Below are 5,679 nucleotides of genomic sequence, written 5' to 3'. Positions count from 1 at the left end.
CAGACCGCCTTCGCGAGCAAGCCCGCTCCCACAGGGTCAAGCGTGCTCTTTGGCGTTATTTGGTCCAGTCAGCCACGCGATCCGGGTGCTTGGCCACCCAATCCTTCGCTGCGGCTTCAGGCTTGGCGCCTTCCTGGATTGCCAGCATGACTTCGCCAATCTCGTCTTTCGAAGCCCACTGGAAGTTCTTCAGGAACTTGGCCACTTCCGGCGCCTTGGTCGCCAGTTCCTTGCTGCCGATGCTGTTCACGGTTTCTGCTGCGCCGTAAACGCCTTTCGGGTCTTCCAGGAAGCGCAGTTTCCACTTGGCGAACATCCAGTGCGGTACCCAACCGGTCACGGCGATGGATTCGTTTTTCTTCTCGGCACGGGTCAGCTCGGCAATCATGCCGGCGCCGGAACTGGCCTTGAGTTGATAGCCGGTCAGGTCGTAGTCCTTGATCGCCTGCTCGGTCTTGAGCATCACGCCTGAACCGGCGTCGATGCCGACGATGCGCTTCTTGAAGCTATCGTCAGTCTTCAAGTCTTCGAGGGACTTGGCCTTGACGTACTCAGGCACGATCAGACCGATCTTGGCATCCTTGAAGTTCGGACCGTAGTCGACGACCTGGTCCTTGTTCTTGGCCCAATAATCGCCATGGGTCACTGGCAGCCAGGCCGACAGCATGGCGTCCAGTTTGCCCGTGGCCACGCCCTGCCACATGATCCCGGTAGCGACCGCTTGCAGCTTCACGTCATAACCGAGCTTCTGCTTGATCACTTCAGCCGCCACGTGAGTGGTCGCAACGCTGTCGGACCAGCCGTCAACGTAACCGATGCTCAGGGTCTTGGTTTCTGCGCTGGCGAATGTGGAGCCCATCGCAAGCACCAGAGCGGCACCTGCGCCTAAAAGTCGTCGCATCTTCATCGTTACTTCCCCGAAAGTGCTGCGCTCGACGGGTGCCGAGGCGCGTCAACGTATTGTTATGGTGCACAGCGCCCCCATCACGCCCACCGCAAACTCGTTCGATCATCAGCGCGATCAACTAGGGTACTGACGCCTTCGATCATCAACCTGACGCCCATCGCGACCTGCTCTGCCAGCGACCTCAAAACATCGAGAAACGACATCAGAACGCCATTAATCTCGCGCCAGACTATTGCCTCGGACAATCCGCCCGAACTTTGCATGTCTAATTCATGCAGGCCACCAAGCCAGCGGCAAATGCAGGTAACATGCGCCGCTTTGCTCCCTGACGGCCTGACCATGTCCGCAACCCCGCGCTTCCCTTTTTTCGCATATGTGTTCGCCTGCCTGTTGGGGCTCTTTGCCCTCGGCGGCTTCTGGTACGGCCTCGGCAAACCGGTGGTCCTGCCGGACGTTGCCACCCCGACGCACAAGTTGCAGTGCGCCTCCTACACCCCGTTCGACAAGGACCAGTCGCCATTCGATGTACCGTTCAAGCTGCGTCCCGAGCGCATGGACGCCGACCTCGCACTGCTGGCGAAAAGTTTCCAGTGCATTCGCACCTATTCCATGACCGGCCTCGAGGCCCTGCCGGACCTGGCGCGCAAGCACGGCTTGAAGTTGATGATCGGCGCCTGGGTCAACAGCAACCCGGTGGACACCGAAAAGGAAGTCGACCTGCTGATTGCCTCGGCCAACGCCAACCCTGACGTGGTCACGGCGGTCATCGTCGGCAACGAAACCCTGCTGCGCAAGGAAGTCACCGGCGCGCAACTGGCCAGGCTGATCACCAAGGTCAAAGGCCAGGTCAGGCAGCCCGTCACTTACGCCGACGTCTGGGAGTTCTGGCTCAAGCACCCGGAAATCGCCCCCGCCGTGGATTTCCTGACCATCCATTTGCTGCCGTATTGGGAAGACGATCCATCGAACATCGATGCCGCCCTGCAGCATGTGGCGCAGGTACGCCAAGTGTTCGGCAACAAGTTCGCGCCCAAGGATGTGATGATCGGCGAAACCGGCTGGCCGAGCGAAGGCCGACAGCGGGAAACGGCGTTGCCGAGCCGGGTCAACGAAGCCAAATTCATTCGTGGTTTCGTTGCCATGGCCGAACAGGAAGGCTGGCACTACAACCTGATCGAAGCCTTCGACCAGCCGTGGAAGCGCGCCAGCGAAGGTGCAGTGGGCGGTTACTGGGGGCTGTTCGACGCCGACCGTCAGGACAAGGGCGTGCTGGCAGGGCCCGTGTCCAACGTGCCGTACTGGTCGCAGTGGCTGATGGTGGGTGGCCTGATCTTCCTCGGCACGCTGATCCTCGGCGGGCGCGTACGCGACACCCGCGCGGCACTGGTGCTGCCGCTGTTGGGTGCCTTGGCAGCCTGCTCGCTGGGGGCCTGGGGCGATCTGGCGCGGGTCACCACGCGTTTTGCCAGTGAATGGCTGTGGGTCGCGCTGCTGACGGTCTTGAATCTATTGGTGCTGGCGCATGCCGCGCTGACGTTGAGCCGGCGTTCGGGCTGGCGTGGCTGGGCTTTCAACCTACTTGAACGTCGATCTGGCTGGTTGTTGGCACTGACCGGGTTTGCAGCGGCGGTCAGCATGCTGGAGATGGTGTTCGACCCGCGCTATCGCAGCTTCCCGAGCATGGCGTTCATCGTGTCGGCACTGGTCTTCCTGTGCCGCCCCGTGAGTGTGCCGCGTCGTGAAATCGCCCTGCTGACCTTCATCATCGGCGCCGGCATTGCACCGCAGCTTTATCAGGAAGGTCTGCAGAACCAGCAGGCGTGGGGTTGGGCGTTGGTGAGTGTGCTGATGGTGGCTGCGTTGTGGCGCAGTTTGCGGGTTCGCACAGCTTAAAGCTTTATTGCGTCGATCGGCCTCTTCGCGAGCAAGCCCGCTCCCACATTTGGAATGTATTCTCCTGTGGGGGCGGGCTTGCTTGCGAAGACTGACTGTCAGGCGCTACGTGACGCCCTGACCAGCCGCAACCCGCCAATGACCACCGCAAATACCGCCAGCGTCGTGTTGTACAAGGCCAGCGCCGGAAATCCCAACACCAGCGCCAACAGCGCCAGCCACCACCCTGCCCGCCCCGGTACTGCAAAGCCAATCACCGCGGCAGCCAGCGCTGCCCAGCCCATTACCTTGAAATGAATCATCAGGCCCAGGTTCGACCGCACCTGGCATTCCCAGCGGCTCGTCTCATCCACGCAGATTCCCACCCACTGCGCATCTTCCATGAAGCCATAACGCGCCCCATAACTGGCGGCCAGCCATAAAGGCAGCAAAACGAGCAGCAAAATCACGGGCAGACGGCGGGACATGTGACACTCCAATCAGCAAAAAACGGCGGCCAGCTTAATCGCCCGCCAGCCTTAAGCAAACGCCAACAACAGTTAACTGGTCATTCGATCACTGCAAAGTGTATCGTCCAGCTACTATTACTCCGAATTAAGCCAGTTTGGTGCCGATGCGTGGCACTTTGGCGCAAATCCAGTGGTCATAGCCTGCGAACTTCATTCGGCACCTTCCTCTAAGGGATTTAGTCATGCTCCGTTCCTTGCGCTTCGCCGCCCTGTTTGGCGGCCTTATATTGAGTGCGTCCGCACTGGCGGTCGACATAGACGCCGCCAGTTATGGCTACCCTTTGACCAACCCGTTTGAAGCGACCATCGCCACGACACCACCGGACTTGCGTCCGGAGTTGCCCCTGGATGACGACATCGATCAGAGCGATCACACCCTCACCCTGCGCCCGGAGCGCCAGTTCGAACTGCCGGACAACTTCTGGGCAGTCAAGAAACTCACCTATCGCATCGCCACCCAGGACAAACCGGCACCGCTGATTTTCCTGATCGCCGGCACCGGCGCGCGCTACGACAGCAGCCTGAACGAATACCTGAAAAAGCTTTATTACAAGGCTGGCTACCACGTGGTGCAACTGTCTTCGCCGACCAGTTTCGACTTCATCAGTGCCGCATCACGCTTTGCCACGCCCGGCATTACCAAGGACGACGCCGAAGACATGTATCGGGTGATGCAGGCCGTGCGGGCGCAGAACCCGAAACTGCCGGTCACCGATTACTACCTGACGGGCTACAGCCTGGGTGCACTGGACGCGGCATTCGTCGCGCACCTGGACGAAACCCGCCGCAGCTTCAACTTCAAGAAAGTGTTGCTGCTCAACCCTCCGGTCAACCTCTACACCTCGATCACCAACCTGGACCGACTGGTCCAGACCGAGGTCAAGGGCATCAACAACACCACCACCTTCTATGAGCTGGTGCTGAACAAACTGACCCGCTACTTCCAACAGAAGGGCTACATCGATCTCAACGACGCCCTGCTCTACGACTTCCAGCAGTCCAAGCAGCACCTGAGCAATGAGCAGATGGCCATGTTGATCGGCACTTCGTTCCGGTTCTCGGCGGCGGACATCGCCTTCACGTCGGACCTGATCAATCGCCGCGGCCTGATCACGCCACCCAAGACCCCGATCACCGAAGGCACCAGCCTCACGCCGTTCCTCAAGCGTGCCCTGCAGTGCGACTTCGACTGCTACATCACCGAACAGGTGATCCCGATGTGGCGCGCCCGTACTGACGGCGGCAGCCTGCTGCAACTGATCGATCAGGTGAGCCTGTATGCGCTGGCGGACTACCTGCACAACAGCCCGAAAATCGCTGTGATGCATAACGCCGACGACGTGATCCTCGGCCCGGGTGACCTGGGTTTCCTGCGCAAGACCTTTGGCGATCGCCTGACCGTTTATCCACTGGGTGGCCATTGCGGCAACCTTAACTACCGCGTCAACAGCGACGCCATGCTGGAGTTCTTCCGTGGCTAAATACCTCCTGCTAATCGCTGCGTTACTCTGTGCAACCGCTGCCAATGCCGACAACAGCAAGGCCAACGCCCCCGTGGTCGTCGACAGTGACGGCTTCAAGGAGCCCCTGAGCAAGCTCAAGTTCAACCCGGGGCTGGACCAGCGCGAATTCGAACGCTCTACGTTGAGCGCGCTGAACGTCTACGACCCGCTGGAAGAGTGGAACCGTCGCGTTTACCACTTCAACTACCGTTTCGACCAGTGGGTGTTCCTGCCGGTGGTCGATGGCTACCGCTATATCACGCCAAGCTTCGTGCGTACCGGTGTCAGCAACTTCTTCAACAACCTGGGCGATGTACCTAACCTGCTCAACAGCCTGTTGCAGTTCAAGGGCCAGCGGTCGATGGAGATCACCGGTCGCCTGCTGCTCAACACGACTATCGGCATCGCCGGCCTGTGGGACCCGGCCACCGCCATGGGCCTGCCACGCCAGAGCGAAGACTTCGGCCAGACCCTGGGCTTCTATGGCGTACCGAGTGGCGCCTACTTCGTGCTGCCGATCCTCGGGCCGTCGAACCTGCGTGACACCGGCGGGCTGGTGGTCGACTTCAGCGCCGAGAACGCGATCAACTTCCTCAACGTCGCCGAAGTCAGCTCCAACCATCCGGAAGTCTGGATTTTGCGTGGCATCGACAAGCGCTATCAGACCGGCTTCCGCTATGGCCAGCTGAACTCGCCGTTCGAGTACGAGAAGGTGCGATACGTGTACACCGAATCGCGCAAGCTGCAGATCGCCGAGTAATCGCAGCAGCCACAAAAAAGGCCATTCAATGCTCATTGAATGGCCTTTTTGCATGAGGTCTCCCAAACACCGGAAAACCAATGTGGGAGCGGGCTTGCTCGCGAAGGC

General features: G+C 60.1%; 5 protein-coding genes. 3 read left to right on the top strand and 2 right to left on the bottom strand.

The window, feature by feature from the left end; all coding sequences use genetic code 11:
* Positions 1-55: 55 nt before the first annotated feature.
* Positions 56-907: a glycine betaine ABC transporter substrate-binding protein gene (locus tag B0W55_RS28445; RefSeq protein WP_077049230.1), complete on the bottom strand. Its 852-nt coding sequence runs from the start codon at positions 905-907 to the stop codon at positions 56-58.
* Positions 908-1,204: 297 nt separating this feature from the next.
* Here B0W55_RS28445 and B0W55_RS28435 point away from each other — a divergent pair, with 297 nt between their 5' ends.
* Positions 1,205-2,800, top strand: coding sequence for a beta (1-6) glucans synthase (locus B0W55_RS28435; protein WP_077049229.1), 1,596 nt, complete (start codon positions 1,205-1,207; stop codon positions 2,798-2,800).
* A 98-nt stretch (positions 2,801-2,898) separates the two neighbouring features.
* On the opposite strand, the gene B0W55_RS28430 is transcribed toward B0W55_RS28435, so the two are convergent.
* Positions 2,899-3,267 (bottom strand): hypothetical protein, encoded by a 369-nt coding sequence (locus tag B0W55_RS28430; RefSeq protein WP_077049228.1) that lies wholly within the window; start codon positions 3,265-3,267, stop codon positions 2,899-2,901.
* Between the two features lie 224 nt (positions 3,268-3,491).
* On the opposite strand from B0W55_RS28430, the gene B0W55_RS28425 reads away from it, so the two are divergent.
* On the top strand, positions 3,492-4,790 hold the full coding sequence (locus B0W55_RS28425; protein ID WP_077049227.1) for a serine/threonine protein kinase: 1,299 nt from the start codon (positions 3,492-3,494) through the stop codon (positions 4,788-4,790).
* Entirely contained in the window at positions 4,783-5,571 is a 789-nt protein-coding gene (locus tag B0W55_RS28420; protein WP_077049226.1) for a VacJ family lipoprotein, read from the top strand. Before B0W55_RS28425 ends, B0W55_RS28420 begins: the two co-directional genes overlap by 8 nt.
* Positions 5,572-5,679: the final 108 nt, after the last annotated feature.

It is taken from the genome of Pseudomonas sp. KK4, from assembly GCF_001984065.1.
Taxonomy (GTDB): Bacteria; Pseudomonadota; Gammaproteobacteria; order Pseudomonadales; family Pseudomonadaceae; genus Aquipseudomonas.
Note: the sequence above shows the minus strand (reverse complement) of the source record. Positions and strands in the feature narration are given on the sequence as shown.